Source organism: Microcoleus sp. Z1_A1 (assembly GCF_036700305.1).
Taxonomy (GTDB): Bacteria; Cyanobacteriota; Cyanobacteriia; order Cyanobacteriales; family Microcoleaceae; genus Microcoleus.
On the sequence record NZ_JAUBOR010000017.1, the window covers coordinates 70182 to 95083 of the forward strand.

20 protein-coding genes are annotated in these 24902 nt (G+C 47.2%); 13 read left to right on the forward strand and 7 right to left on the reverse strand.

Going from position 1 to position 24902, the window contains the following annotated elements; translation table 11 throughout:
- Positions 1 to 472: 472 nt before the first annotated feature.
- A complete protein-coding gene (locus QT973_RS13695) occupies positions 473 to 1291 on the reverse strand; it encodes a class I SAM-dependent methyltransferase (RefSeq protein WP_333314240.1) in 819 nt (272 codons plus the stop codon).
- 363 nt (positions 1292 to 1654) lie between these two features.
- On the opposite strand from QT973_RS13695, the gene QT973_RS13700 reads away from it, so the two are divergent.
- The 4 genes from QT973_RS13700 (at position 1655) to QT973_RS13715 (ending at position 8567) form a co-directional block, all read left to right on the forward strand.
- Entirely contained in the window at positions 1655 to 2326 is a 672-nt protein-coding gene (locus tag QT973_RS13700) for a response regulator transcription factor (RefSeq protein ID WP_333054779.1), read from the forward strand.
- A gap of 71 nt (positions 2327 to 2397) precedes the next feature.
- Positions 2398 to 4353: a CHASE2 domain-containing protein gene (locus tag QT973_RS13705; RefSeq protein WP_333391522.1), complete on the forward strand. Its 1956-nt coding sequence runs from the start codon at positions 2398 to 2400 to the stop codon at positions 4351 to 4353.
- Between the two features lie 489 nt (positions 4354 to 4842).
- Positions 4843 to 5712, forward strand: coding sequence for a DUF928 domain-containing protein (locus QT973_RS13710; RefSeq protein ID WP_333054781.1), 870 nt, complete (start codon positions 4843 to 4845; stop codon positions 5710 to 5712).
- Between the two features lie 35 nt (positions 5713 to 5747).
- Positions 5748 to 8567 (forward strand): CHAT domain-containing tetratricopeptide repeat protein, encoded by a 2820-nt coding sequence (locus QT973_RS13715; protein WP_333391524.1) that lies wholly within the window; start codon positions 5748 to 5750, stop codon positions 8565 to 8567.
- Positions 8568 to 8938: 371 nt separating this feature from the next.
- Here the strand turns inward: QT973_RS13715 and QT973_RS13720 are convergent, their stop codons facing one another.
- Positions 8939 to 9151 (reverse strand): hypothetical protein, encoded by a 213-nt coding sequence (locus tag QT973_RS13720; protein WP_333208255.1) that lies wholly within the window; start codon positions 9149 to 9151, stop codon positions 8939 to 8941.
- A 55-nt stretch (positions 9152 to 9206) separates the two neighbouring features.
- Between QT973_RS13720 and QT973_RS13725 the strand changes: the two genes are divergently transcribed.
- Positions 9207 to 9680: a hypothetical protein gene (locus QT973_RS13725; RefSeq protein WP_333208256.1), complete on the forward strand. Its 474-nt coding sequence runs from the start codon at positions 9207 to 9209 to the stop codon at positions 9678 to 9680.
- A gap of 475 nt (positions 9681 to 10155) precedes the next feature.
- Positions 10156 to 11874, forward strand: coding sequence for a S8 family serine peptidase (locus QT973_RS13730; protein WP_333391526.1), 1719 nt, complete (start codon positions 10156 to 10158; stop codon positions 11872 to 11874).
- Between the two features lie 169 nt (positions 11875 to 12043).
- On the opposite strand, the gene QT973_RS13735 is transcribed toward QT973_RS13730, so the two are convergent.
- On the reverse strand, positions 12044 to 12181 hold the full coding sequence (locus QT973_RS13735; protein ID WP_333391528.1) for a hypothetical protein: 138 nt from the start codon (positions 12179 to 12181) through the stop codon (positions 12044 to 12046).
- A 93-nt stretch (positions 12182 to 12274) separates the two neighbouring features.
- Here QT973_RS13735 and QT973_RS13740 point away from each other — a divergent pair, with 93 nt between their 5' ends.
- Positions 12275 to 14920, forward strand: coding sequence for a CHAT domain-containing protein (locus QT973_RS13740; protein ID WP_333391530.1), 2646 nt, complete (start codon positions 12275 to 12277; stop codon positions 14918 to 14920).
- A gap of 49 nt (positions 14921 to 14969) precedes the next feature.
- On the opposite strand, the gene QT973_RS13745 is transcribed toward QT973_RS13740, so the two are convergent.
- Positions 14970 to 16928, reverse strand: a complete 1959-nt coding sequence (locus QT973_RS13745; protein WP_333314573.1) for a cation:proton antiporter domain-containing protein — start codon at positions 16926 to 16928, stop codon at positions 14970 to 14972.
- On the opposite strand from QT973_RS13745, the gene QT973_RS13750 reads away from it, so the two are divergent.
- Positions 16891 to 17049 (forward strand): hypothetical protein, encoded by a 159-nt coding sequence (locus QT973_RS13750; RefSeq protein WP_333054830.1) that lies wholly within the window; start codon positions 16891 to 16893, stop codon positions 17047 to 17049. The genes QT973_RS13745 and QT973_RS13750 overlap by 38 nt on opposite strands.
- A gap of 759 nt (positions 17050 to 17808) precedes the next feature.
- Here the strand turns inward: QT973_RS13750 and QT973_RS13755 are convergent.
- On the reverse strand, positions 17809 to 19089 hold the full coding sequence (locus QT973_RS13755) for a GH25 family lysozyme (protein WP_333234127.1): 1281 nt from the start codon (positions 19087 to 19089) through the stop codon (positions 17809 to 17811).
- Between the two features lie 113 nt (positions 19090 to 19202).
- Between QT973_RS13755 and QT973_RS13760 the strand changes: the two genes are divergently transcribed.
- Positions 19203 to 19697, forward strand: a complete 495-nt coding sequence (locus QT973_RS13760) for a DUF427 domain-containing protein (protein ID WP_333203908.1) — start codon at positions 19203 to 19205, stop codon at positions 19695 to 19697.
- Positions 19698 to 20112: 415 nt separating this feature from the next.
- Positions 20113 to 21222 carry a diguanylate cyclase domain-containing protein gene (locus tag QT973_RS13765; protein WP_333340408.1) on the forward strand — a complete coding sequence of 370 codons (1110 nt, stop codon included), beginning with the start codon at positions 20113 to 20115 and terminating at the stop codon, positions 21220 to 21222.
- A gap of 59 nt (positions 21223 to 21281) precedes the next feature.
- Here the strand turns inward: QT973_RS13765 and QT973_RS13770 are convergent, their stop codons facing one another.
- Positions 21282 to 21521, reverse strand: a complete 240-nt coding sequence (locus QT973_RS13770; RefSeq protein ID WP_190735342.1) for a helix-turn-helix domain-containing protein — start codon at positions 21519 to 21521, stop codon at positions 21282 to 21284.
- A gap of 166 nt (positions 21522 to 21687) precedes the next feature.
- On the opposite strand from QT973_RS13770, the gene QT973_RS13775 reads away from it, so the two are divergent.
- Genes QT973_RS13775 through QT973_RS13785 form a run of 3 tightly spaced genes read left to right on the forward strand, consistent with a single transcriptional unit; the run spans position 21688 to position 23258 of the window.
- On the forward strand, positions 21688 to 21918 hold the full coding sequence (locus QT973_RS13775) for an addiction module protein (protein ID WP_333391533.1): 231 nt from the start codon (positions 21688 to 21690) through the stop codon (positions 21916 to 21918).
- Positions 21915 to 22211, forward strand: a complete 297-nt coding sequence (locus QT973_RS13780) for a type II toxin-antitoxin system RelE/ParE family toxin (protein ID WP_333208263.1) — start codon at positions 21915 to 21917, stop codon at positions 22209 to 22211. Before QT973_RS13775 ends, QT973_RS13780 begins: the two co-directional genes overlap by 4 nt.
- A gap of 30 nt (positions 22212 to 22241) precedes the next feature.
- On the forward strand, positions 22242 to 23258 hold the full coding sequence (locus QT973_RS13785) for a hypothetical protein (RefSeq protein ID WP_333391534.1): 1017 nt from the start codon (positions 22242 to 22244) through the stop codon (positions 23256 to 23258).
- Positions 23259 to 23374: 116 nt separating this feature from the next.
- Here QT973_RS13785 and QT973_RS13790 read toward each other — a convergent pair whose 3' ends face one another.
- A complete protein-coding gene (locus QT973_RS13790) occupies positions 23375 to 24391 on the reverse strand; it encodes a methyltransferase domain-containing protein (protein WP_333391536.1) in 1017 nt (338 codons plus the stop codon).
- Positions 24392 to 24902 lie beyond the last annotated feature (511 nt).

Below are 24902 nucleotides of genomic sequence, written 5' to 3' on the forward strand. Positions count from 1 at the left end.
TTGTTAGACTGGTATGTGTAAAGTTACTAAGCTCAGAAATATGAAAATTTATAACTTTGATATTAAATCTTTTAGAATCGGAATTATTCCTATCTCTCTTCTCTTAATCTGCGTGAATCTGCGTCAATCCATTGTCATCTGCGGTTAAAAATTTCTCTTTTTTTCACCGCAGATGAGGGCAGATAAACACAGATTAAACTTTTGCGCGTTTAAATTGCATATTCGGGACGGGTTCGCGTGCCCATCCCACAATAATTTGAGTGATTTTTGACACACAATTTAAATGGAGAACAGCTTAACGCAGATGAATTAGATAAATTATAGTGGCACCGTCTGTGATTGTTGACTATTGACTCGATTTTACGCCCGACGCTGAAGCGCGGATTTGATTTGTTAGCTGGGAATGTAGCGAGAGTGCTAGAGATTGTGCTGCGACGGGACATTAATATTGTGTGAAATATGTGTCTTAATTTTATTGAGTTTTTTCCCCGCAAGCCATCAACCAAAAACTCATCATAGATCGATCGCCCGCAGCTACAAACTCATCCCGCGAAACCAGATAGCTTTCTATTTCCGACTCTGAAATCAACCCTTGTTTGACCATTTGCAAAATGGGCCCGGAGTCAAGTAAAGGTTGGAACGCTTCAATTCCTATTATATCGCTGTGGCTGACAACGGCTTCTAAATCAACGCTAACAAACCCAGCTTCTTTGAGAATGCGGCACAGATTTCGCCCGACGCATAAATTGCCGCCCCGCGATGCGATTACCTGCTTGAATTTCTCCCTGACAATCTCGACTGACAACGGTGGATTTGTCAGCCAAAACAGATCCGCGTCGCTATCAATAATCACCAGTTTTCCCCCAGGCTTCAAGATGCGGAATATTTCTTTAGCTGCTGCGACGGGCTCTGGGAGGTGAACGAACAGCAAACGGGCGATCGCAAAATCGAAAGTGTTAGCCGCCAAACCAGTATCCGCAACCGATGCTTGGATGCGATTTACTCGATCGCCCCCTTTATCCTGCAAATATGCTACTGCTTTTTCGTGCAGTACCGGGTCAATTTCTACCGCTGTTACCGAACTGTTTGGCAGCAATTCTAACAGTTTTTCGGTGAAAAATCCAGGCCCGCTACCGGCTTCTAAAACATTCATCCCGTCGGCTAAACCGAACCACTTTAAATTGCGCGCTTCCTTTTCCCAACTGAGGAGAACTTGAGCTTTTAACCGTTGAATTTCTGCGTCAATTTCCAGATTGTACGTGTTTGCTTGATACGAACCTTCTGCTGGCATGAAATTATCCTTATTCTTACTAGGATACCAGGATTATAATAGAAATATAATCAAATCTCCGATCGAGCTATCTGTGCGTAAGATCGTTTCCGGTGGCATGGGAATGATTTAACCACAGAGGACGCTCCAGAACGCAGAGTTCGAGAAGAGAGAGATCAATAATTCCGATGAAGTGCGGATTTTGCAACACAATCATCAGAACTGCGCTTTAGCGCAATTCTCGTTGCCGACATCCACAACTACATTTGGCGGACAGATGCAGGACGGAAACCCGGTAATTCCTCTATTGTAAGAAGATGACGGATTACCTAAACTCAAGATGCTGATTTTCCCGCATCCCTTACTATTTTTATTTTATGCACTATGCCCAAAACTCTAGCTCAATCTGAAAAACGAACCTTTTTAGTTGTGGATGACCATGCGATGGTGTTAGGTGGCACGCTTAACATTCTGAAGCAAGAATATCCAGAGGCAGAGATTCTGACGGCTTCGACGGCTCAGGCTGCCCTTGAGCAAATAGCGCAGAGAACCCCGGATTTGGTGATTGTGGATCTGGTGATGCCAGAGACGATCGGCGAAACGGCGCAAGCGAATTCAGGGCTTCAACTTCTCAAAACGTTGATGGATAAGTATCCGAGTCTGAATATTGTGGTGCAGAGTGCCCATGTTCGGACTTTAGTTTGGCTGAAACCGTCGATCGACAATCACATGGGCGGCTTCACAGTTGTCGATAAGAGCCACCCGATCAAAGACTTGCTAGCAATGGTTGATTGGGCGCTGCACGAGCGGATTTCTACACCCAGAGAGATCCGCAATGGGCTCCAACTCAAACCCGCCTGGATGCAGGTGTTGCAATTTGCTTTTCACGAGAGCTTGCAGGATACTGCGATCGCCAAACGGATGAATGTTTCTGAACGCACTGTGCAGTGTTACTGGAGTAAGATTCGAGATGTGCTAGATGTGCATACCGAAAATGACAAAAATCTGCGGATTCAAACGGAAGTGCGAGCTAGGGAACAAGGATTGATTGATTAGGCCTCGACCGAATACCAAGTCCAGAACAGGCAAGATGCCTGTTCCACAAGAATTATTGGAGATGTCTATTATTGAAGCCCGATCGAGAACAAGCAGTGAAAGCAGATATCTCGACTTGGCGGCGCGGCTCGCTTCCAGGGTTGATGGTGATTGTCGCTGTGATGATGGCTAGATTGAGCGGTGCGCTTCAGTTTTGGGAGTTGGTTGCGTTCGATCGATTTCTGCGGCTGCGTCCTCCTGAGCCAATGGATGAACGGATTGTAATTGTCGGCATCACTGAGGAGGATATTCAACGCGCTAGAACTTATCCGATTCCCGATCGCGACATTGCCGATTTACTCAAACGCTTGCAGGTCTATCAACCGATCGCGATCGGGCTGGATATTGTCCGCGATATTCCGGTTGAACCGGGTAATGCTGAACTGACATCGGTGTTTCGCAGCAGCAAGAATACGATCGGAGTGGAGATTGCACTGCCCGATCGCAGTGGCTTTACCGTCGCACCTCCGCCCGCGCTACCACCCGAACAGGTTGGCTTTGCAGATTTCGTACTCGATGCGGATGGCTACCAGCGTCGCAGTTTATTGGGCACTAACAACGATCGACAGGAATACCGTTTTTCCTTCGCAATCCGGCTGGCACAACTCTATTTAGCAACCCGAGGAATTAAGTTAGGTAATGGAATTCGCGATCGGGAGGCGAAGCGCTTTGGCAGCATTGAATTGACCAGAGTGCAGTCAAACTCTGGCGGATATGTGGGGGCGGATGCAGGCGGGAACCAAATTTTGCTGAATGTTCGCAGCGGGACAATGCCGTTTCGCCTGCTTTCTCTCTCGCAAATCAAATCGGGACAGGTCAACCCGGATTGGATTCGAGGCAAAATTGTGCTGATTGGGATGATGTCTTTTAGCGCGAAGGATTTGGCAAGTTCAGGTGCGATCGCAGGTATCAATCCCGGACGGATTTACGGAGTCGAAATGCAGGCCCACGAAACCAGCCAGATGATTAGCGCGGTGCTCGATCGGCGACCGTTGCTTCAGGTTTGGGGGGAGGGCTGGGAAACGCTCTGGATTGCGGTCTGGGGACTCTTGGGGATGAGTTTGGGACAATTTCTGCGATCGCCCTGGAAAATTGTGATCGGGCTCTTAATCGCTAGTATTACCCCGATCGCGCTCTGTTACTGGTTCATTCTTTTGGGATGGTGGGTGCCAATCGTACCTGTATTGCTCGTACTCGTGTTGAATGGGGTTGGGTTGACGGCAGCGTTATTTTATCGCCACGAACAGGAACTCCGACTGCGCTTGGAGGAACGTCAATTTGCGATCGAACAAACTTTTAATGCGATTCATAGCGGGCCTTTACAAACATTGGTTGGGATTTTGAGGACTGCTCAAGAACAAGCCACACCGCCGTTATTTCTACCGGAGTTGCAACGATTGAATCAAGAATTGCGGGCAGTTTACGGATCGGTGCAACGAGATGCGATCGCAGATGAACCGCATTTGCGAATGGGAAGTGCGATCGAATTAGCCCTGCAGGCTCCACTGCATGAATTGCTCTACAAAGTCTATTGCAACACGTTAGAACAAGAACTGCCTTACCTCAAAACGCTCAAATTCAAAATTGTGCAGTTCGATCCTTTGAACACCTCGCATCTGCGGTTGGAACACAAGCGAGCACTCTGCCGCTTTCTGGAAGAAGCGCTCTGCAATGTGGGGAAACACGCGATCGAAGCCACTCGCTTGACCGTAATTTGCACTCAGGAGGGCGATCGGCAGGTGATTCGGGTGGCGGATAATGGTAGGGGAAAACCGTCTCAGTCAGAAACGCTTAGCTTGGCCCAAATGGATCGAGACAGGGAGATAACCGAAGATCCAAACCCTAAACTTCAACCTTCAGGATTAGGAACCCAGCTTGCAAAGAACTTAGCCAAACAGTTAGGCGGAGCATTTCGGCGCTACCCGAATCAACCGAAGGGGACAGTGTGCGAGTTAACCTGGTCAGCAAAACGGCGGTGGTTCTGGTAATTGGTTGGGTTCACCCTTGTCAAATCCGAGCTAATTGAGATGAGATATTGCAGCATTCTCAATTAGCCGTAGGGGCGGGTTCACCAACAATATCTAACAAGTACCCACAATCTAAATAAACCCGCCCCCACCCAACAGTAAATCGCAATCTACCTCTTTTAAGATACAAGGAACGGGTTCGCCAACAGTCAAAAACGTAGCAAATAGGGAATGAGAATTAAATAACTTCCACTCTTGAAAGTGGGATGGGCTCTTATAGCCCGTCATGAGTGGACGGGCTATAAGAGCCCATCCCACAATAACAATTAAAATTGTAAGTTATTTAATTCGCGATCCTAGGTTAAATAAACCCGCCCGACTCCGAATAACCCCCAAATCGATCGTGCTGCAAGATGTCATATCTAACTGACATCTTGTACCAATGTCAGCAAGGGGATTTTTCATGGGGCAGGGCGGGTTTATTTAACCGGTCTGCAAGCTTTAAGGCCCTTGGCGAACCCGCCCCTACGGCTTGCTGACACCAATATCTTTGCACCTTCCCGCAAAGGACGCTTGCGGGTAGTCCTCTATTGTGTTTGTGTATTGTTGATTACTGTAGAAATAGTTACAGAGGGGATTGCGATGATGACTCACGAGTTGAAGCGTCGAACCGTTTACTCTGCGGGCCTTGCGAGTTTAATGCTGAGTGTTTCGTTCTGGATCGCTCCTGTAGCGCTGGCACAATACACTCCTCCTGAAAACCCTTCTAAACCGAAAGAAACGGGGACGAATACCACTCGCGGGGGCAGTTGCGAAGCTAATTCATCGGCGAGATTGACTGCCTTAGTGCCGTTTAGCCATGTGGGACAGACGATTTCTGGGCATCCGACTTTTACCTGGTTTGTACCCGATCGCACTTCTCGTCCGTTGCAATTGAGGCTGTTTGCTCGATCGGGACAACTGCTTTACAGAACCGAGATCCAGAGTCAGCCGGGAATAATGTCCGTTGCTTTGCCTTCAAATGGGCCCCAACTGTCGATCGGGCAATCCTATCAGTGGCAAGTGGTGTTGGTGTGCGATCCGAATGTTCCTTCGAGGAATGTCGTGGCGGCGGCAGAAATCCAAGTCGTTGCGCCTGCTGCATCGTTGCAGACTCAACTTGCAGCGGCGCAAACTCCCCAACAGCGGATCGACCTGTATGCGGAGTCTGGGCTGTGGTATGACGCGATCGCCGAAGCGCGCAAAGCCTCTGAGACTTCTCAAAACCAAGCTGCTGTGCTGGAATTGCTAGATTCTCTTGCTAGTTCGGAAGCCGAACCTTTGAAAGACTGGAGCGATCGATTGCGACAAATTAGGGCGATCGAACAACAGCGACAATGACGGCGCTAACCCTCGCAATCCACAGACTAAATCCTATGAAATCTTTCTCGCTAAAACTGCTTAAATCCAGCGATCTTAAAGTGCGATCGGGCTTCCTTTTTCCCCTCGCCTTTTGCTTTTTGTTGGTTGCCTTTTACATTCCTCAGCAATCTCAACTCCCGGTTGTTGCTGGGGCGATCGAGGTTAGTGAAGCAGAGGGCGATCGGCTTGTGGAGCAAGGAATTCAACAGCTTGAGACTAGCCAATTCCCAGCAGCGTTGAATTCGTTCCAGCAGGCACTGCAAATTTATCGCGCCATCAAAAACCGCTACGGGGAAAGTGCAGCACTGGGCAATTTGGGAGTCGCTTACCGCTTTCTGGGCAACAATGCCAAAGCCATCGAGTATATGGAGCAGAATTTAGCGATCTCCCGCGAACTTAAAGACCGTCTTGGGGAAGCGAATGCACTGGGCAATTTGGGACTCGCTTACCACTCTCTGAACAACTCGGCCAAAGCCATTGAGTATTCACAGCAGTGGTTAGCCATCGCCCGCGACCTTAAAGACCGCCAAAGGGAGGGTAATGCACTGCGTATTTTGGGAACCTCTTACCACTATCTGGGCGACTATGCCAAAGCCATTGAGTATTTGCAGCAGTGGTTAGCCATCGCCCGTGAAATTAAACACCGCTACGGGGAAGGTAGGGCACTGGGCAATTTGGGAGCAGCTTACCTCTCTCTGGGCAACTATGCCAAAGCCATTGAGTATTCACAGCAGACTTTAGCTATCGCCCGCGACCTTAAAGACCGCTACGGGGAAGGTTCAGCACTGGGCAATTTGGGAGTTGCTTACCGCTTTCTGGGCAACTATGCTAAAGCAATTGAGTATTCACAGCAGTGGTTAGCCATCGCCCGCGACCTTAAAGACCGCCTTGGAGAAGGTGCTGCACTGAGGAATTTGGGAATCGCTTACAGCTCTCTGGGCAACTATCCCCAAGCCATTGAGTATACACAGCAACATTTAGCTATCGCCCGCTCCATTAAAGACCGCCAAGGGGAAGGTGCTGCACTGGGCAATTTGGGAGCCGCTTACCTCTCTCTGGGCAACTATGTCACAGCCATCGAGTATATGGAGCAGAGTTTAGCCATCGCCCGCTCCATTAAAGACCGCCGAGGGGAAGGTGCAGCAATGGGCAATTTGGGAATCGCTTACCGCTCTCTGGGCAACTATGCCCAAGCCCTCAAGTATGCACAGCAGTGCTTAGCCATCGCCCGCGAAACTAAAGACCGCCTTGGAGAGGGTAGGGCACTGGGCAATTTAGGATTTGCTTACCGCTCTCTAGGCAACTATCCCCAAGCCATTGAGTATACACGGCAGCGCTTAGCCATCGCCCGCGACCTTAAAGACCGCCTTGGAGAAGGTACGGCGCTCGACAACCTTGGAGCGACGTTCTTAAAAGCTGGCAACCCAACAGAAGCTGAAAAAATGCTCGTCAATGCCATTCAAGTTTGGGAATCGATGCGTCAAATGCTAGGCTCCAACGATGCGAATAAAGTCTCCATCTTTGAAGGACAAGCTAGCACTTATAGGATGTTAGAAAAAGTTCGGGTGGCTCAGAATAACCCGATCGCCGCTTTAGAAATTGCCGAACGGGGACGTGCCCGTGCCTTTGTCGATCTACTGACACAACGCTTATCAACTGGTGATGCCAATTCGGTCATCGCCACTGCTCCCAACCAGGATCAAATCCGCCAAATCGCGAAAGCACAGAACGCCACTTTGGTGCAGTATTCCATCATCTACGACACCTTCCAGATTGAGGGCAAACAACTAGGGCGTGAATCCGCGATTTACATTTGGGTGATTCAACCGACGGGCGAAATCACGTTCCGCGAAGTTGACCTCCAACCCCTGTGGCAAAAACACAACGCCTCTCTAGCCAGCTTAATTATTGGCAATCAAGAATTTCTCGCTGTCCGCAGTCGCAGCAGTTTTGGTTCTGCCCAACCCCAACCCAACTTACCGACGCTGCATCAACTGCTAATCGAGCCCATTGCCAGCCTCCTCCCAAAAGATCCCAATGCCCACGTCATCTTCATTCCCCAAGGTTCCCTGTTCCAGGTGCCTTTTCCCGCCCTGCAAGATGCCAACGGTACTTACTTAATCGAAAAACACACCATTCTCACCGCCCCCTCGATTCAAGTATTGGATTTAACCCGACAACAACGACAGAAGTTAGGCAATCAGCCAGCCAACGGTCGCGGAAATGCTCTGGTGCTCGGTAATCCCACGATGCCACAGGTATCTTTGTCTCCCGGAGAGCCCAAACAGCAATTGTCTCCTCTACCTGGAGCCGAAGCTGAAGCGATCGCGATCGCGCCTCTGCTCAATACTCAAGCCATCACAGGCGCACAAGGGACAAAAGCTGCGATCGTCCAAAAAATGCCCCAAGCATCGATTATTCACTTAGCAACGCATGGATTGCTCGATGATGTAAATGGATTGGGAAGTGCGATCGCTATGGCTCCTTCTGGTAGCGATGACGGCTTATTGACCGCAGAAGAGATTTTCGACATGAAACTGCAAGCAAGCTTAGTCGTTTTGAGTGCTTGCAACACTGGATTCGGCAGAATTACCGGGGATGGAGTAATTGGTTTGTCGCGCGCTTTGATTTCGGCAGGAGTGCCGAGTGTGATTGTTTCTTTATGGGCGGTTCCTGATGCGCCGACATCGGAATTGATGCAGTCGTTTTATCAAAATTTGCAAAATAATCCCGACAAAGCACAGGCCTTGCGGCAAGCAATGTTAGCCACAATGAAAACTCATCCCCAGCCGCGAAATTGGGCGGCATTTACTTTAATTGGGGAGGCAGAGTAAGTTTTTATTAATAGTGGATTGGATATCGATATTTTTATCGCGATCGGGGACTGCTGTTTAACTATTAAATCCCGATCCCCCCTAGCCCCCCTTAAGAAGGGGGGGACAAGAAGTTGTCAAAGTTCCCCGACCTAAGAAGGGGGAACAAGAACATTCAAAGTCAACCCCTACTCCCCAACAACCAGGGGTATTTAGGGGGGTCTAGACTTCGCCTAAAAGCGACATTTATATCTCTAGGACTTACGCATGGGGCCCAGAAACCGGGTTTTTTCGAGAAGACGCGTTGTGACCCGCAGATTCGGTAAAAAACCCGGTTTCTTTGGTCTGAGTGCGTAAATCCTGTCTGAAAGATGACTGATGAGTTATATTCTTCAGTCCTCTTTGAGAGGACTTGCACTATGAGACAGGGAATTCATTCCCTGGCGGACTGTGGAATGAATCTTTATTCGCGATCGCGCTTCAATCTCAAAACCGATGGCAGTGAACCATCTACTCTGCATATTCACATACTTTGCACTTTCCCGCAATCTATTTTGCACCTCATACTTAATCAAGTCTGTGGGTAGAACGAATGATTTTCCCATCTGGGTTGCTTAAAATTTAAGTCAACTGTCAACTGTCAACTTACTGCGTAACTTTATGAATGCAGAATCAGCTACAAACATTCTAGATAACCTGGTACAGAAAAAGAGAGGCGAACCATTGAACGGCTTACAGCGAGCAATTATTCAAGGAGTGTTAGATGGTTTGACATACCAAGAAATCAAGAATAATTATGCGATCGCGCGGAACTATGAAATATGCTACTTAGCGCGATACGTTGCTTATCATTTGTGGAAATTGCTGACAGAGGTATTGAAAGATGCAGGAATTATCGACCCGGACGAAAGAGTCCGCAACAAAAATTTGTGGGAGTCCGCGATTAGAGTGGCACAGCAAAGCGTGCAGTCGGAATCTGTACAAAAAAGTCAACCCCCCGTACCGCCAGATCCGATGCTGGACAGCAAACTGCGAATGTGTTACCGAATTACCGAACATTTGGTAAGTACCGAGTTTAGCGATACTTACAGCATATTCCATATATGTGTAGTACAGAGAAACCGGGTTTCTTGAACAGAATCAGTTTAAAGGCTAGAACTGTAAAGAAACCCGGTTTCTGAGGTGTACTTCACAAACCTGGAATATGCTGTATCTTGCGGAAGATGAAGATATGCCCGATCGCATACCGGAACTGTTAGCTCGCTTTCAGGAAGATCGATCTTTCTATTTGATAGTTGAATTCATTTATATCTGAAATAGGACTAATGAGTTATCTTCTTCAGTCCTCTTTGAGAGGACTTGCACTATGAGACAGGGAATTAATTCCCGCTAAGGACTGTGGAATGAATCTTTATTCGCGATCGCGCTTCAATCTCAAAACTGATGGCAGTGAACCATCTACGCTACATATTCACATAACTTGCACTTTCCCGCAATCTAGTTTGCACCTAATACTTAATCAAGTCTGTGGGTAGAACGAATGATTTTTCCATTTGGGCCGCCTAAGATTTAACTAAAGAATGAATCAAAATATCGGGGTTTTTAAATTATGTTAGACATCACAACCAATCCTAACGATCGCCTTTATTTCAATCAACAGCCAAAGGATCTCGCCCCATCAACATTTCCGGCTAACAGCGACTTGCTCAAGCCAGCGATCGATCCATTGAATATTCCTGGTTATAGTGCTGAATCTAGCTTGACTAATCCCACAGCATCCAGCTTCGACCAACAGACACAGATAGCAGATTTTATTGTAGCTAATGCAGGCGAAGGCTTCAGTTTCCCTGCGAGCGATCGAGTTACTGGCGATGTCGCCGATGATCAACTCAAACCGCAGTCAGAATCGGCGATCGCAAACGCAGATCCGCTAACAGGAATGATTTCTGCTTCCCAGTTGAATTTCGCCGATCCAGGTAACACTCTTTCGACAGCTCGTAATATTTTTGGCGTTCAGAATGGTAGCATCAGTTTAACTGATTTTGTGGGTCTAGGCGATCGGGACGATTTCTATCGATTCGATATCAACACTAAAAGCAATTTTAACCTGCGTCTAGACGGTTTGAGAGCGGATGCTGATGTACGGTTAATTCAAGATAGAAACCGCAACGGTGTTTTTGATTTTGGGGAAACTATTGACTACTCTCTTGAGAGTGGCACCGTCCCCGATGTCATTAATGTATCCAATCTGGCTCCAGGAACATACTATGTCCAAGTTTATAGCTTCTTAGGCAGCTCTACTAATTACAACCTGAATCTTTCTGCAACCTCTATTCCTGAACTAAATATTCCCACACCTAGCGGCCCTTTTAATAGTAATTACGGCTACGGTTTGGTGAATGCAAATGCAGCAGTTTCCAGCACCTTGAACAGTTCAAATCCTTTCCCTGCTCTCCCCAATTTGGGCGGGAATAATTGGGCGCTAGATGTCATAAATGCACCGGAAGTTTGGAATCAGAACATTACAGGAAATGGGATTGTTGTAGCTGTTGTGGATAGTGGTGTTGACTACACCCATCCTGACTTGGATGACAATATTTGGCGGAACCCTGGTGAAATTGCTGGAAACGGCATTGATGACGATGGCAACGGATATATTGATGATATTCGGGGTTGGGATTTTGTGGGAAGCGACAACAACCCAATGGATATGAGTTTCAACGGTCACGGGACTCACATAGCAGGTGCGATCGCGGCGGAACGAAATGATTTTGGCATCACAGGAGTTGCGCCCAATGCTAAGATTATGCCTGTCAGAGTGTTGCCCGCCTTTGGTAGGGGCTCGGTGAATAATATTGCTGCTGGAATCCGCTATGCTGCTGATAATGGAGCCAATGTAATTAACCTCAGCTTGGGAAATGAGTTTGTCCCTTCCAACGTAGTAAATAACGCAATTCAGTATGCAAATAACAAAGGCTCTGTTGTGGTGATAGCAGCCGGAAATACGGGTGACATCCAACCAGCTTATCCAGCTCGTAATGCCGATAGCTTGGGAATTGCAGTGGGCAGCATTGATGTAAGAGGCCGCATGGCTGATAGCTCTAACCGGGCGGGTTCCAGACCTTTAGATTACTTAGTTGCTCCGGGAGTAGAGATAGTTTCTACTACTCCTGATGAGGATTATGAACTCAGAACTGGTACGTCTTTTGCAACGCCACAGGTAGCGGGTGTAGCGGCTTTAGTTTTGAGTGCCAATCCGACTTTAACTCCGGCTCAAGTTGAGCACATTTTGACGACAACAGCTAATAGAAATGGGTTAACAGGATAGCATTGCAAATCCTCACTTAAGTCCAGCGGACATTAATAGAGCATATTTAGCAGACGGCTCTGGATATGAACGCTCCAAACACGCCAGGTTTTGAGGTTGGATTTGACTATGCCAGTGGATAATGGTTTGATTCAAACCGATCGCCCGATCGCTAAAATTGTCGTCTAATTCAGATTTGAGTCCTCATCCCGGCGGCGAGATTGGGGAGGCAGAGTAAACTTCTAGGAAGGTCGATCGCCTGTGGCAGATTGAGGCGATCGCACCACGACAGCAGAAAGAGCGATCGGGCTAATTCTCTAAATTCCAACTCTAGAATCCTATGCTGTATTCCCCATTTAAGCGAGTCAAATCAACCCACTCTAGGCTCACTAATGTTTTTCTAGCTTCCATTTCCCTGTTCGTGCTTGCCACTATCCCCCTATTAACTACTCCTGACTCTCTCTTCCCAGCGATCGCTCAAACTACCGATGCTCGTGAAGCAGAGGCCGATCGGCTTTTGCAGCAGGGGCTTCAACAGTTTCAGACTAGCCAATTCCCAGCAGCGTTGAATTCCTGGCAACAGGCCCTGCAAATTTATCGCGCCCTCAAAAATCGTGCAGGGGAGGGTTGGGTACTAAGCAATTTGGGAGGTGCTTACATCAATTTGGGCAATTATGCCAAAGCCATTGATTATGGACAGCAGAGTTTAGCCATCGCCCGCGAAATCAAAAACCGCGAAGGAGAAGGCGCAGCAGTGCTCAATTTGGGAATCGCTAACCTCTATATGGGCAACTATGCCAAAGCCATTGATTATGGACAGCAGAGTTTAGTGATCGCCCGCGAAATCAAACACCGCGAAGGGGAATGTCTGGTACTGGTCCATTTGGGACTCGCTTATAACTATCTGGGGAACTATGCCAAAAGCATTGAGTATACACAGCAGAGTTTAGCCATCGCCCGCGAAATCAAAAACCGCCACAGTGAGGTTGTAGCACTGGGTAATTTGGGAGGTGCTTACATCGATTTGGGGAACTATGCCAAAAGCATTGATTATGGGCAGCAGAGTTTAGCCATCGCCCGCGAAATCAAAAACCTCGAAGGGGAAGGGAGAGCACTGGGCATTTTGGGAGGTGCTTACAAATATCTGGGAAACTATGCTAAAGCAATTGATTATGGGCAGCAGAGTTTAGCCATCGCCCGCGAAATCAAACACCGCGAAGGGGAATGTCTGGCACTGAACATTTTGGGAGGTGCTTACATCGATTTGGGCAACTATGCCAAAGGCATTGAGTATACACAGCAGAGTTTAGCCATCGCCCGCGAAATCAAACACCGCGAAAAGGAAGGCACAGCACTGGGCAATTTGGGAGCAGCTTACATCAATTTGGGCAACTATGCCAAAGCCATCGAGTATGCAGAGCAGAGTTTAGCCATCGCCCGCGAAATCAAACACCGCGGAGGAGAAGGTTCAGCACTGGGCAATTTGGGAATCGCTTACATCAATCTGGGCAACTATACCAAAGCCCTTGAGTATTCACAGCAACAGTTAGCGATCGCCCGCGAAATTCAAGACCGCCAGGGGGAGGGTCTGGCACTCAACAACCTCGGAGCGGCCTTCTTGAAAGCTGGCAACGCCACAGAAGCTGAGAAAATGCTCCTCAATGCCATTCAAGTTTGGGAATCGATGCGACAAATGCTCGGCTCCAACGACGCGAATAAAGTCTCCATCTTTGAAGGACAAGCTCACACCTATAGGACTTTACAACAAGTTCGGGTGGCTCAGAATAACCCGATCGCCGCGTTAGAAATTGCCGAACGGGGACGTGCTCGTGCCTTTGTCGATCTCCTGACACAGGGCTTATCGTCAGGTGATGCCAATTCGGTCATCGCCGCTCCCAACCAGGAGCAAATTCGCCAAATCGCGAAATCACAGAACGCCACTTTGGTGCAATATTCGATCGTCTATACTTCGGTGCAATATTCGATCGTCTATAACAACTTCCAGATTCAGGGAAAAAGCGAACCGCGTGAATCTGCGCTCTACATCTGGGTGATTCAACCCACAGGCGAAATCACGTTCCGTGAGGTAGACCTCAAACCCCTCTGGCTGCAGCACAACGCCTCCCTAGCCAACTTAATCATTGGCAATCAAGAATTTCTCGCTGTCCGCAGTCGCAGCAGTTTTGGTTCTGCCCAACCCCAACCCAACTTACCGACGCTGCATCAACTGCTAATCGAGCCCATTGCCAGCCTCCTCCCAAAAGATCCCAATGCCCACGTCATCTTCATTCCCCAAGGTTCCCTGTTCCAGGTGCCTTTTCCCGCCCTGCAAGATGCCAACGGTACTTACTTAATCGAAAAACACACCATTCTCACCGCCCCCTCGATTCAAGTATTGGATTTGACTCGACAACAACGACAGAAGTTAGGCAATCAGCCAGCCAACGGTCGCGGAAATGCTCTGGTGCTCGGTAATCCCACGATGCCACAGGTATCTTTGTCTCCCGGAGAACCCAAACAGCAATTGTCTCCTCTACCTGGGGCCGAAGCCGAAGCTAGAGCGATCGCCCCTCTGCTCAAAACCCAAGCCATTACGGGCGCACAAGGGACAAAAGCTGCGATCGTCCAAAAAATGCCCCAAGCATCGATTATTCACTTAGCAACGCATGGATTGCTGGATGATGTGCGCGGATTGGGAAGTGCGATCGCTATGGCTCCTTCTGGTAGCGATGACGGCTTATTGACCGCAGAAGAGATTTTCGACATGAAACTGCAAGCAAGCTTAGTCGTTTTGAGTGCCTGCAACACTGGAGAAGGCAGAATTACCGGGGATGGGGTGATTGGCTTGTCGCGCGCTTTGATTTCGGCCGGAGTGCCGAGTGTGATTGTTTCTTTATGGGCGGTTCCTGATGCGCCGACATCGGAATTGATGCAGTCGTTTTACCAAAACTTGCAAAATAATCCCGACAAAGCACAGGCACTTCGGCAAGCAATGTTAACTACGATGAAAACTCATCCCCAGCCGCGAAATTGGGCGGCATTTACTTTGATTGGGGAGGCAGAGTAAGGACGATCGCGACAAGCAGATTACAGAGTACGATCGGGGATACAAACCCTTATCGCGAAACAGGCGGCTGCAAAATTTCATCCTCTGGAACTATTTTTGCTGACTCCAAAACCTCCTCTAAAACCGGAGAAGGAATCGGCACTTCCTCAACTACCTGATGCTTTTCCAAAGTCAAGCGAGACTGCGACGCACCAGACAATCTTTTCAACAATTTCGGTGTCGGATCGTACAGCAAATAAATAATTCGATCGCCCGCTTGCCAAATCTGAGTTGCCGACACTACTTGCAAGTATCCCTGCCTTTCCAGCAGCAGCGGCGCTAACTCCCCGGCTTTAACTAAAGCTTGTAAGTGAGCAATCTGAAACTGCAATCCCTCTGTTTTTAACTCAGTTTCCCCCAATTTCACTTCGCCGTCGCTCAAATATTCGTTCCAATCCTTCAGCGACAAATCGGAGACAAAAGCTTGATTGATTTTACTCTGATTAGCAGGCGTATTTGCTTGCGGATCTTTGGGGAATATTGCCAAAACCCTTGGGGGTGCAAACTCTTCAGCAGCTCGCTGAGCTAACACTAAGTTTACCTCGCCGTTGTTAGTCATTGCCAAAAAAGTTCCCATCGATTCCAGTCCGGCTTCTTCTAACACGCTGTGATCCAGAGCACTGCTCAAAAACACCCGCAAACCCTCTCGTTCTGCTTGTGCACAAGCTTCCGGGTTGGTGTCGATAATTGCCACCGATTCTCCGCGTTCTTGAAACAAGCGAGCAATTAATCTGCTCAAAGGATTTGACCCGACAATTGCTGCACCGGTTGCGGATTTTGAGGTAATTCCCAAAAGTTGAGCCATCCGTCCGGCTGTTAGTCCCTGGACGAAAACTGTCATAATAATTGTTAGGAAAACTAAGGCTTTAATCGAGTCGCCGCCGTTGATTCCCCGCTGGGTGAGCAAAATTGCAAATAAAGATGCGATCGACGCTGAGACAATTCCCCTCGGCGCTACCCAACAAACAAATAATTTCTGCCGCCAATTCAGTCCGCTGTTCCAAGTACACAGCCAAACGTTGATCGGGCGCACTACCCACATTAAAGCTAAAACTGTAAACAAACTTCCCCAACCGAGGGCGACCACACTAGCGAGGGATAAATCGGCCGCCAGCAGCACGAACAGCATGGAAATAGCAAGGACTGTGAGTTGACCTTTAAACCTCCTCAGCAGCCTTTCTTCCGGCACAGCAGCGGCTCTGAGGACGATGCCGGATACCACTGTTGCCATCAGTCCCGATTCGCTGCGGATTTCTTCTGCTAAGCCGAAAAATCCCCACAAACCAGCTAATACTACTAAGTTTTTGAGGTCTTCTGAGAGAAATTGCGATCGCTTGAGAATGAATCCCAGCAGCCAACCTCCCGCAACTCCGACGAGTGCGCCAACGAAGAGTCGCACGATTAAATCTCGGAACAAAACCAGCAAATCAGCATTGCCGTTCAAAATAATATTCAGCACCAATACTGCCAGAATTGCCCCGACAGGATCGATTAAAACGCCTTCTGCTTCTAGCAAGGCGGCAACTTTTTTGTCAACGGATACTTGTTTGAGCAAAGGGCCGATTACTGTCGGGCCTGTGACGACTACTAGAGAAGCATACAAAAATGCGATCGGCCAGGGAAATTCTCCCAACCAGTGTGCGGCCATTCCGCCGCCTATGAGCGTAATTAAAGTGCCTACGGTAACTAAATTGCGGATGCTGCCGGAAAGTTTGCCTAAATCTCGCAATTCCAAATTCAAGCCGCCTTCAAACAGAATTAAAGCTACGCAAAGGGATACCATAACTTCCAAACCGCTTCCCAGCAGATTCGGGTGCAGCACTCCCAAGCAGTCTGGGCCGGCTAAAATGCCAAACAACAGCAAAAAGACGATCGCCGGAACTTTCAGATAAGCGGCGATAACTTGAGCGCTGATGCCACAGATGACGGTCATGACCATCAACTGGGTGATGTTAAAGGGGATTTCCATAGATATAATTGTTACAGGCTGCCCGCTCAGTTTTAAATGTTCGATCGCGGGTAATTTGAGTGCAGGCGCTATTTTCGGCGCAGCTTACAAACTCGGCACGGCCCTGGATTTTTCCCAATAAGATTAAAAAACCTTGATAGTCGCTATAACTTTATCAGATAATTCTCTTGGCGTCAAAGATGCGAGTAAGCTGTAGCTAAGCTGTTGCGGCATTTAAAGGGTATGTCAAAAAAAATTAAAGTCTTGTGGGGAGTAGGGGTGGGCGTCCCGCCCGCCCTGAATATACAATTTAAATGCGCGACAGCTTAAGCCAGAGATTGTCTGTTATGTTCGAGAGTCCGAGGGGATGCGGGCACAGAGGGAGAGGATTTGACGAATTTTGATGGGGAGTCAATCGATTTTAGATTTTAGATTTTAGATTTTAGAATTGAAGTATTGACCCCACGGATAAATTCGGGGGGCAAGTTTCATCGGATAAGCTGTTGCGGCATTTAAATGGTATGTCAAAAATTTTTAAAGTCTTGTGGGGAGTAGGGGCCCTAGCGTCCCGCCCGCCCTCAATCTACAATTTAAATGCGCGACAGCTTACAGGTTTTTTATTTCACCGGTCCTGAGTCTGCTTTCGGAATAAATCCGGGGGCTTGTATCCTGGATGCTTTCGGTCAATCTCCAATTAAAAAGCTCACATCTCAAATCGATCGCCCCCAGACTCATCTTTAGAGTAGAGTTTCCATCTAAAAAACTCTAAAATCCCAAGATTCATCTGTAGAGTAAATCTAAAATCTATAATCTAATCTATCGTTCCCACACTCATCTTTAGAGTAGAGTTCCCATCTAAAATTTTACATCACAAGATTCATCTTTAGACTCAATCTAAAATCTATAATCGACTCGCATTCTGCCACCTGCGAAAAAACTCCGATAGAATGGCCGGCGAAATTCGCCCTTCCAGCCAATCTAAAGCCTGGTTTTGCTGGGGTGCGGCCCGATAAAATTTGCACGCATCTATCAGCCGAATCGGAGAATTAGTGACAGTTGATTGAGCTCGCCATTTTTGTGCAAACTCGTTAATAATAGCCGGAGAAAGTTGTTTTTGCAGCCAATCTAAAGCTTGGTCTTGTTGTGCTAAACCGCGATAAAATTTTCCCACATCTATCAATCGCAAATTACTATCTTGAGGTAAGGTAGTCGCCCGCCATTTTTGAGCAAATTCCCCTAAAACAGAGGTAGAAACTTGACTTTGCAGCCAAATTAAGGCAGTATCTTGGCTAGCCTTAGCTTGATAAGACGAGAATACCTGAGTCAGCCGCACGTCTGAGATGGGAGTGGGAGTCGGAGTGGGTGTCGGCGGCGGAGTGGGTGTTGGGGCTGGAGGAGGGACAATTACTTTGGGAGATTTTCGCATCAAAGCGGCCCAGGTTTTGAGGCTGGCAATACCGTCTGGATTGAGACCTTGAGATTTCTGAAATGAGATGAGCGCCGCTGTGGTGGTAGCTCCAAATTTACCGTCCATCGCGCCTTGATAGAAACCTTTAATTCTTAATTCCCTTTGGATGTCTGCAACTTTATAACTTACGGTGCCTTCTCGGACGCTTTCATAAATATTGGTGTCTACATTGCCCGATACGCCCGACACGCTGCCGCTGTCGCTGTATTGCCAAAAAGTCCAAGTTTTCCAGCCGCCGGGAACCCAAGGTTCTTCAGCAGTGGTATAGTGAGCAATCCACAGTGGGTAATCGGCAAACCGTTTTGTCCCCAAGTTGTCCCAGAAACCGGGGTACGTGTAGATAATCGGCCGCATCAAGGTGGCTTTTTCGACTGCTTCTAGCCAAATTGCGGCTCGATCGCACAATTGAGTCGCAGTCAAACCGCCTGTAGTTTCGATATCCAAGACTGGTGGCAAATCCCCCGGTTCGAGTTTTACAGTTTTCAAGAACAAATCTATTTGTCCTTGAATGCTGCTTGCAGGTTGAAAAAAGTGGTAAGCACCGCGTTGAATCCCCGCCGCTTTCATCGCCGCCCAATTGCGAGCGAAAGTTTGGGCAACGAACGTTGCACCTTCGGTCGATTTGACAAAACTGAAGGTGATACCATCCCGGGCAACTGCTGGCCAATTGACATTGGGCTGGTAGTCGGAAACATCTATACCGCGAATACTCATATGACGAAGAGTTGAGAAAAGCTGGTTTGCTCTGAAGCAGCGACTCGATTAAGGGTACATTAAAATTGTAATGCTAAGTCGCTAATTGTTTTTTTACAGGGGAGATGGTGCGAATGAACTTCGATCGAATAGAGCCCGGCCCTGGTCAAGAGTCTGTTTGGGATTACCCGCGTCCCCCTCGGCTTGAGGAATCGACCAAACACGTACAGATAATTTTTAATGGAGTGACGATCGCCGACACGCGCCGTCCTCAGCGGGTATTGGAGACAAGCCACCCTCCTGCCTACTATATCTGCCCCGATGACATCAAAATGGAATATTTGCACAAAACTTTACGAGGTTCTTGGTGCGAGTGGAAGGGACAAGCCGGTTATTACACTGTGACGGTAGAGTCGAAAGAAGTAGTAAATGCTGCTTGGTTTTATCCCAATCCTAATCAGGTTTTTGCAGCTATTAAAGATTATGTGGCTTTTTATCCGAGCAAGATGGATGCCTGTTATGTGGATGGGGAATTAGTGCAATCTCAACCAGGGGATTTTTACGGCGGCTGGATTACCAAAGATATTGTCGGCCCGTTTAAGGGAGGGCCAGGAACTTGGGGGTGGTGAGGGAGTTTTGAGTTTTCAGTTTTCAGTTTTCAGTTTTGAGTTGAGAACAGCGACAGAAACCACGTCTTTTTATTTAAACATTGTTACAGCTTTGACCCAGGTTTAAATAAAAACCAGGTTTCTTGAGTGTGCGATCGCATTGAATGAGTTAAGGAATGGCGCTGAAATATTTTTATTACGACGCAAAAAGCCAACATTAAAAAAATGAATAATAACTCAATAGCTTTCTAATTGAGTGAGGATGAATCAATGTAATGCAATGCAGGCAAGGCAGAAGCTAACGCAGCAGCTTATCCCTTGAAATAAACAGTGTAGTCAAGAATACAGTGACTGTTCATAAATAAATGTTAGTATAAGTTAATATCTGACACTAGCTTTGTAGCTTCTTTATTATTTATTTATTCGGATCTGTGCTGTGTCTGTTGAATTTATTGAGCCGTCCAACTCGCCAGAAAACTCACCCAAAAATTTATCTTTAGAGTCTACTCTTAAGGATCTGGCTCTATTCAATTTTCAGGTTGACTCCTCATATCTAGCCAAAGAAGTAGCCCGGTTTTTTCAATCTCACCCGCTGCTTCCGGGAGTTATCTTAACCGTAAATGGAGAATTTTTAGGGATGATATCGCGTCGGCGATTTATGGAACGCATGAGCCGCCCTTACGGAGTAGATATATTTGCTTGCAGACCGATTATAGCCTTGTATCAAATAGCTCAAACCGATAGTTTGATTTTACCAGGAGTAGCCTTAATTGTCATGGCAGCTCAGCGATCCGTGCAGCGACCGCCGGAACTGCTTTACGAGCCGATTGTTGTGCAGTTAGAACCTCAAGTTTACCGACTTTTAGACGTGCATCAACTCTGGGTAGCTTTATCCCAAATTCACCAAGAAGCTACTTGGTCTATGAGCGAACTTTATTACAATTTATCAGTCACGCAATCCGAGCTAGAAGCAGCTAATTCTCAATTAAAAGCAGCTAATTCAGAATTGTATCGCCTTGCTAACTTAGATGGCTTAACTCAGATTGCCAACCGCCACTGTTTTAACGAATACTTACAAAAAGAATGGCAAGAATTGGGAGAAGCTGCGGCAGAAATATCTTTGATTTTATGCGATGTTGACTTTTTTAAGAAATACAACGATACTTACGGGCATCAGGCGGGAGATGCTTGTTTGCAACAGGTAGCCAAAACTATTGTTGAGGCTGTACATTACTCAGCAGGCGCAGTTTCGGGGGAGACTCTGGTGGCTCGTTACGGAGGTGAAGAATTTGCGGTAATTTTACCCCGCACTTCGTCTGAAATAGCTGTTTGGATTGCAGAGCGAATTCGAGTTTGCGTCAAAGAACTAGAAATCGAACACCTTAATTCAGCGGTGTGTTCTTTCGTGACGCTGAGTTTGGGGGTAGCGAGCACGTTTCCTGTGTCCGAAACTTCCCACGAAAACTTGATTGCAGCGGCAGACCGCGCGCTTTATCATGCTAAAGACCTAGGGCGCGATCGAGTGATTTTAGATTTTAGATTTTAGATTTTAGATTGGAAAAAGCGATCCAGGGATTTATCCGTGGGCTGGTTTAATGGTTTCCATCACAGATTGTCTGGCAAATCTCCGATCGACCTCCCGATGCTAGCCAGCAATTTCTCCAAAGCTTTCATCTGCTTGACGGTGAACGTCGGCACATTCTTCCCCAACTCCCAACGGCTGATGGTTTGCGACGAAACGCCAAGCTCTCGCGCCAAATCTTCCTGACTCATCTCCAGTTCTTCCCTGAGCTTCTTCAAATGCGACTCTTCATTTTCAGGTCGCGGAACGGGCTTTTTCGGCATAACCTCGATCGCACATTGTTTAATTAAGATGCTTAAGCATCTTAATTAAACAACAAACCGATCGCCCAAGGATACGACCCATAGCTGGAAAGGTGCGATCGCTCCTTTCCAGCAATCTTTGTGATAAAATGTGGAAAAGTATTGAGCTGTGACGCATTTTTAAGCTATGGATCTCGCTGGTACTCTTGCAGAAATTATTAGTTTGAGCGTTAATGATAGAATTCGCTTAGTACAAGCGATATGGGACAGTATAAGTGAAGATCCCGAACATCTTGAATTAACAGAATCTCAAAGGATAGAGCTATCTCGCCGCCTCCTAGACCACGAAACAAACCCCAGTGCGGTTATTTCTTGGCAACAAGTGAAAGCTAGAACAATGGCGAGGTTGCAACAGTGAGCCTTTCTATTGTCCTTCGTCCGGCTGCACAAGAAGAGTTTGATGAGGCTGTTGATTGGTACGAGCAACAAAGTGCAGGACTTGGAGTAGAGTTTCTCAATCGTATAGAAGAAGCACTCGATCGAATTAGCGTGACCCCAGAAGCCTACCCAACTATTTTCCAAGAAATGAGGCGCATAGTTGTGCGACAGTTTCCCTACTTAATTTTCTACCGTGTTGAACCGGAGCAAATTGTAGTTATCGGGATATTTCACAGCAAGCGAGAGCCGAAAACTTGGCAGTCACGAGTCTAAGAATTTTACGGATAGGAGATATATCGCGGTATGGTGCGTCGCTATGGGATAAATACACAAGGGCGAGAATTTTCAAGGGCGACGCACCCTACGTTAACTCTACTTGAGTTGAGGAACTTTTGGCTTATGGAATTGCAGGAATGGCAAAAATTGAGCGAAGAACAAAAAAATCGCTACTCACAGGAATTAGCAGCACATCTGCCACAGTCAGTAATTTTTAAAGGTTTGCGATTTTACCCTGATGGCGGCCCCGAACTCTCTATTGCCATTTTCGAGTATGGAGGAGCTTTATTTTCTCTGATGCCAGGAGGTGAAGTCCAAATCGGATACGAAGCCTACAACTTTCGCCCGACAGACGAGCAAATCGAATCATTTCAAGATACTGCCCAGGTGTATGAGATCGATCGAGATATATACTCTTACGTCCAAAGCGTCACTACACCTCCTCGAAAGGTGACATTTTCGCCGATGCTTGTAGAAATTAAACCAACAAAAATCGGTCTTGAGGCAATTAGTTCGGAGTCACTTAAAATCCAGAATTTATTAAAAGAGTTTCCAGACAGGCAGAGGATGATATGTAACGATAGATACGGATTCGATCGTGCTGAGGATGGCTCGATTGAGGCTTGGCAAATTACGAGCAAAACGCATGAAGAACTCGCGACTGAATTGGCGACTGAAGGACTGCGCTTGCTAACTTTCGACGAATGGGAGTATGCTTGCGGTGCCGGAAGTACCACTCTATTTCGCTGGGGAGACTTAAATCCTAGCGATTGCTACCCAACTGACAAGGCAGCCGACTGGAAACTCCACTTGCAGCCCAACCTTTTCGGACTCCACATCGCTCAAAATCCTTACGATGGCGAGGTAATTAGCGACAAACATACAGTCCGAGGCGGAGACGGCGGATGCTCCATTTGCGGTGGACTTGGCTCTTTTTTTGGTTGGTTGCCACTAGCAACTGCCTACTGGGAACCCGATGCACTTGAGTGGTTGGATGAAGACATTAGCGGAAACCTCATGCGCCGCATAATTCCATTACCCTAACGCTGATTCTGGCTTTTTCTTCCCTATTCTTCCTTCGTGTCCTTCGCGTCTTCGCGGTTCAATCATACTAATTCTTCCTGCCCAAAAGTAGATATTTGCAACCGATCGCCCCGTGCCTACAAAGACTCGCACCAAGCACGTTCTGCCGTCCAGTGTCTGTCTGAAGATTCATAAATCCTCAACCCATCCAACCCGGCATTTTGGATCATCTCCTCAACTTCATCCAGCGTAAATGCTGCTTGCAACGAATCGCTGAATAACTGTTTCTGATGCGCGTTGCAATCTCCCGCATACAGATTGACTAAATTATCCCTAATTTCCGCTTTTTCCGGCCGCAGCAAATCCCGCAAAAAAATTGCTCCCTGCGGCTTCAACACCCGCTTGACTTCCTGCAAAAACGGCAGCGGATCGGGCAAATGGTGGATAATGCTGTTGGAAATCACCATGTCAAAATAACTGTCTGGATACGGCATGGCCTTAGCATCGATTAATTCGAGACTAATTTGCGATCGCACCCCCGCCTTTTCCACATTTTGGGCCCCAACTTTCAGCATATTTGGCGACAAATCGATGCAAGTCAATTTCCACTCAGGCCGGAGTTGAGAAAGGGCGATCGGAATTCTCGCCGTACCCGTCCCCGCATCCAAAACGTTTCCAAAAACCGGCCCCAACGCCGCAGCACTCTGAGCAAAAGCAGCATTAACCTCAGTAAAGTCCATCGAATCGTATTCGATCGCCTCTTCCAAGGAATCCATCACTTCCGGTTCCAAAACTCGCTGCATAAAATTTATCTCGTTCTCTGGCATTTCCATATAGGGATTCAGTTTCGCCTGCAAAAGCTCGACTAACTCCGGTTCCATATATTCGTAATTGTCCGGGATTTGCAGGCAAATAACTTTCTTGCCTTCGAGACTTTGCGGAAATTTGCTGCGAAGTCGATCGCCATGCTTCTTCTCCATCACAAATATCCAATCCGCCCAGCCCAGCAAACCCTCAGTTACTCTAATTCTTGCACCTTTTTCCGTTCCCGCCGATCGCACGCTGTAGCCACTAACCTTCTGGTATATCTTCTCGGCAGTCAAACTTCTCCACTTATTCTGACTGCACACAAACAATATCTTGATTTTATCCATTCAGACACAATTATAAAATTCTATGTTTATCGTGGCACGGGCGTCCCGCCTGTGCTTCCGAAGCGGTTAAAAATTTCCTTCTAATTTCCCCCGATCGCACCTTGCATACCACAAATACTGTATTTTGTCAAAAATGGCAAAATCTGCGTTACAATTCTTAAACCATCAAATGCGGATTTTGCATAAATAATTGTACTTATTACATTTGCGAATTCGTTAATTTTACGATTTTAAAAGCTTGCAGCGTCAAAAAGTAAAATTAGTCATAATGCCCCTGGATTATGAAAATCGTACCACAAGCCTCAAAACAAGTAAATAGGTAAAATAATTGAGAATGAAGTCAATAATTTTGGTCGTCTTTAGATTTTCTTAAGATTTCAGCCCTTAAAATAGATCGAACATTTAAAACTAAATCGACTTTTAGATTGTTTTTGCTTATCAAAGTAGCTGGAGTTGCCCCGAAGACCGATCGACCCTCAAGATATAGATACAGATCCTCGATCGCACAATG

Excerpts from the sequence above, each read along its gene's own strand:
- QT973_RS13775 (WP_333391533.1), top strand. The coding sequence starts at position 21,688 with ATGGATCTCGCTGGTACTCTTGCAGAAATTATTAGTTTGAGCGTTAAT.
- QT973_RS13730 (WP_333391526.1), top strand. The coding sequence starts at position 10,156 with ATGTTAGACATCACAACCAATCCTAACGATCGCCTTTATTTCAATCAA.
- QT973_RS13745 (WP_333314573.1), bottom strand. The coding sequence starts at position 16,928 with ATGGAAATCCCCTTTAACATCACCCAGTTGATGGTCATGACCGTCATC.
- QT973_RS13715 (WP_333391524.1), top strand. The coding sequence starts at position 5,748 with ATGAAATCTTTCTCGCTAAAACTGCTTAAATCCAGCGATCTTAAAGTG.
- QT973_RS13760 (WP_333203908.1), top strand. The coding sequence starts at position 19,203 with ATGAACTTCGATCGAATAGAGCCCGGCCCTGGTCAAGAGTCTGTTTGG.
- QT973_RS13790 (WP_333391536.1), bottom strand. The coding sequence starts at position 24,391 with ATGGATAAAATCAAGATATTGTTTGTGTGCAGTCAGAATAAGTGGAGA.
- QT973_RS13770 (WP_190735342.1), bottom strand. The coding sequence starts at position 21,521 with ATGCCGAAAAAGCCCGTTCCGCGACCTGAAAATGAAGAGTCGCATTTG.
- QT973_RS13700 (WP_333054779.1), top strand. The coding sequence starts at position 1,655 with ATGCCCAAAACTCTAGCTCAATCTGAAAAACGAACCTTTTTAGTTGTG.
- QT973_RS13720 (WP_333208255.1), bottom strand. The coding sequence starts at position 9,151 with ATGGGAAAATCATTCGTTCTACCCACAGACTTGATTAAGTATGAGGTG.
- QT973_RS13695 (WP_333314240.1), bottom strand. The coding sequence starts at position 1,291 with ATGCCAGCAGAAGGTTCGTATCAAGCAAACACGTACAATCTGGAAATT.
- QT973_RS13755 (WP_333234127.1), bottom strand. The coding sequence starts at position 19,089 with ATGAGTATTCGCGGTATAGATGTTTCCGACTACCAGCCCAATGTCAAT.
- QT973_RS13750 (WP_333054830.1), top strand. The coding sequence starts at position 16,891 with ATGACCATCAACTGGGTGATGTTAAAGGGGATTTCCATAGATATAATT.
- QT973_RS13785 (WP_333391534.1), top strand. The coding sequence starts at position 22,242 with ATGGTGCGTCGCTATGGGATAAATACACAAGGGCGAGAATTTTCAAGG.
- QT973_RS13725 (WP_333208256.1), top strand. The coding sequence starts at position 9,207 with ATGAATGCAGAATCAGCTACAAACATTCTAGATAACCTGGTACAGAAA.